This is a genomic window from Flavobacterium sp. (assembly GCF_044368625.1).
GTDB lineage: Bacteria > Bacteroidota > Bacteroidia > Flavobacteriales > Flavobacteriaceae > Flavobacterium.
In genome coordinates this window covers 1-2,747 of record NZ_JBIPPD010000315.1, presented here as the reverse complement: position 1 = coordinate 2,747, position 2,747 = coordinate 1, and the positions used below count along the sequence as shown (strand labels likewise).

Here is a 2,747-nt window from a genome sequence, read left to right as displayed (position 1 = left end):
AAAGTACCCATAAAACAAAAAATTATGCCCTAAATGTTGTTTCAAGCTACTAAAGTGATTTCTATTTAATAAAAACGTGTTGAATGGTGCATTTTTAGCCACATGCAAATACAAATCGTAAATAACTGCTTCCAATTTTGAAATTTCTTCAAATTCCAATTTTCGCTTTTCAATGTCCTGGCCCTTTTTTCGAACTCGTTTGTATTGATCGCGGTATTTTTTGTTCAAATTGGCTACATAATCATCTATGGAATGCCAATGTGGTTTTATTTCTAAAACCATATTGGGCTGAATTTGAAATTGATAAAAGTTCGAGAAATCAGCTTCTTTAAAATTAGAAACTTGTGCGGATGTAAAATCCTTTAAACTAAGTAGATGGACTTTTTTGCCTTGACTTTTTAATTGCTTTTCAATAGTTTGTGCCGCTTTTTTTATTTCTTTCAAAAGGGTAATGGCATTTATTTCGGCTAAAAACGAAAATGCATTTTGCCCCGTCAACATGTTATTTCCAATGAAAAGGATTTGACTGCTAAAATTTTTAAAGACAAAATTTCGTACAAAAGTTTTTAAACACTTATCGCGATCTCCAAAAGTTTCCAACCTAGTTCCATCTATAAATTGTGCAACGGCGATACCCACAATCGTTTCATCCTGAAATACAGCAATAAAAAAACACTGCATATTTTCAGGAGCGGAAGCTTCTAAAACGGTAAGATATCTTCTGGTTAAAAAAATATTTCCCGTAGCCAATGCATCCCAATTGTTAGGAAGTTCGGAAGTTTTTTCGAAAATTGTATGATAAAATGTGTTTTTCAATAGCAATGAAAGTTATGCAAAAGTAGGTTTTTTTAGTAGAGTTTAAATGACATGCTATTTCTTATTTATGTATTTTAGCTTTTCATTGATAAAAAAAAATCAAAATGCAAAAATTGACGGATAATGAGATTAAAGCACAGATGGAAAATGATTTGCTAAATTGGAGCTGGAAATCCCATCAACTCCTACAGACCTTCAAATTCAAAGATTTTATCGAAGCTTTTGGTTTTATGACGCAAGTAGCACTTTTAGCCCAACAAGCCAATCATCATCCCGAATGGTCGAATGTGTACAATAAAGTTACCATTGGTTTAACCACGCACGATGCTGGTGGAATTTCCCAAAAAGATATCGACTTAGCACTTCAAATTGAAGGTTTAATAAAGTAACGCAATTGAATAGGAACTGTTTTGAATTTTTTCCCTCCTTTTTACAATCGCTTTTTTTAATGGAACTGGAGTTCTTGACAAAAATTTGCATTTCTTTTCTTAAAAAAAAAATTCCTGCAAATCTCAAATTTATAGTTTAGTTTATTGATTGTTATAGTTTTACAGGATTTAGATGCTCCGTGTTTTAGTAAATAGTGGTATTAAAAATATTTTTTGATAAAAACACTTGCTTTATATGATATTCGTTGTATATTTGCACTCGAAACAAACAGGGAGTTACACCTTAAATGTTTCAACCAAATTGAAATCATGATTAGATAAACATATATCGCGGGATAGAGCAGTAGGTAGCTCGTCGGGCTCATAACCCGAAGGTCATTGGTTCGAGTCCAATTCCCGCTACTAGAAAAACCATTAACGAAAGTTAGTGGTTTTTTTGTTTTAACGCATTTCGGTGGAACAGGAAATAGTGGTTTATCGCACACCATTTCATTGATATGATTACCTTTGCATTCTAAAATAAATTGTAGATGTCACACAAAGCAGGTTTTGTAAATATTATTGGAAATCCCAACGTCGGAAAATCAACGTTAATGAATGCTTTCGTGGGCGAACGCTTGTCGATTATCACTTCCAAAGCACAAACTACACGCCACAGAATTCTTGGAATTGTAAACGGCGATGACTTCCAAGTGATTTTATCAGATACGCCTGGAATCATCAAACCGGCTTATGAAATGCAAGAGTCGATGATGAATTTTGTGAAATCTGCATTTGAAGACGCTGATATTTTGATTTATATGGTCGAAATTGGCGAACAAGATTTGAAAGATGAAGCATTTTTTAATAAAATCATTCATGCTCAAATTCCGATTTTATTGCTGTTGAATAAAATTGATACTTCCGATCAACTTCAATTGGAAGAACAAGTAGCCTATTGGACTGCAAAAGTGCCCAATGCAGAAATTTTCCCGATTTCGGCCTTGCAAAATTTTAATGTGAAAGAAGTTTTCAATCGGATTTTGGATTTACTTCCCGAATCTCCCGCATATTATCCAAAAGATCAATTGACCGACAAACCCGAACGATTTTTTGTAAACGAAACCATTCGTGAGAAAATATTGTTGCATTACAAAAAAGAAATTCCCTATTCGGTAGAAATCGAAACGGAAGAATTTTTTGAAGACGAAAATATTATTCGCATTCGTGCCTTAATTATGGTCGAACGCGATACCCAGAAGGGAATCATCATTGGTCACAAAGGCGAAGCATTGAAACGAGTAGGAGTAGAAGCCCGAGCGGATTTAGAAAAGTTTTTTGGCAAACAAATTCACATTGAAATGTACGTGAAAGTTAACAAAAACTGGAGAAGTAATACCAATATGCTGAAAAGGTTTGGGTATAATCAGTAGGGACAAGTTGCGGTTTGTTCGGATAATTATCAATAGGTTTTTTGTTTATATATCGACCTGATTGATGTTTTTCCAATTCGTGATTAACGTTCCATCACTTCGCTTTTGTTCTTGATTTCAAGCATATAAT

General features: G+C 33.7%; 3 protein-coding genes and 1 tRNA gene. 3 read left to right on the top strand and 1 reads right to left on the bottom strand.

Going from position 1 to position 2,747, the window contains the following annotated elements; all coding sequences use genetic code 11:
* Positions 1-816: 8-amino-7-oxononanoate synthase (locus tag ACIQ2X_RS15510; protein ID WP_396179875.1), on the bottom strand; the 816-nt coding region annotated here is incomplete at its 3' end.
* A 104-nt stretch (positions 817-920) separates the two neighbouring features.
* On the opposite strand from ACIQ2X_RS15510, the gene ACIQ2X_RS15505 reads away from it, so the two are divergent.
* The 3 genes from ACIQ2X_RS15505 (at position 921) to era (ending at position 2,617) form a co-directional block, all read left to right on the top strand.
* Positions 921-1,205, top strand: a complete 285-nt coding sequence (locus ACIQ2X_RS15505; RefSeq protein ID WP_396179874.1) for a 4a-hydroxytetrahydrobiopterin dehydratase — start codon at positions 921-923, stop codon at positions 1,203-1,205.
* 329 nt (positions 1,206-1,534) lie between these two features.
* Positions 1,535-1,607, top strand: a tRNA-Met gene (locus ACIQ2X_RS15500).
* A 128-nt stretch (positions 1,608-1,735) separates the two neighbouring features.
* Positions 1,736-2,617 (top strand): GTPase Era, encoded by an 882-nt coding sequence (gene era, locus ACIQ2X_RS15495; RefSeq protein ID WP_396179873.1) that lies wholly within the window; start codon positions 1,736-1,738, stop codon positions 2,615-2,617.
* The last annotated feature ends 130 nt before the right edge of the window (positions 2,618-2,747 follow it).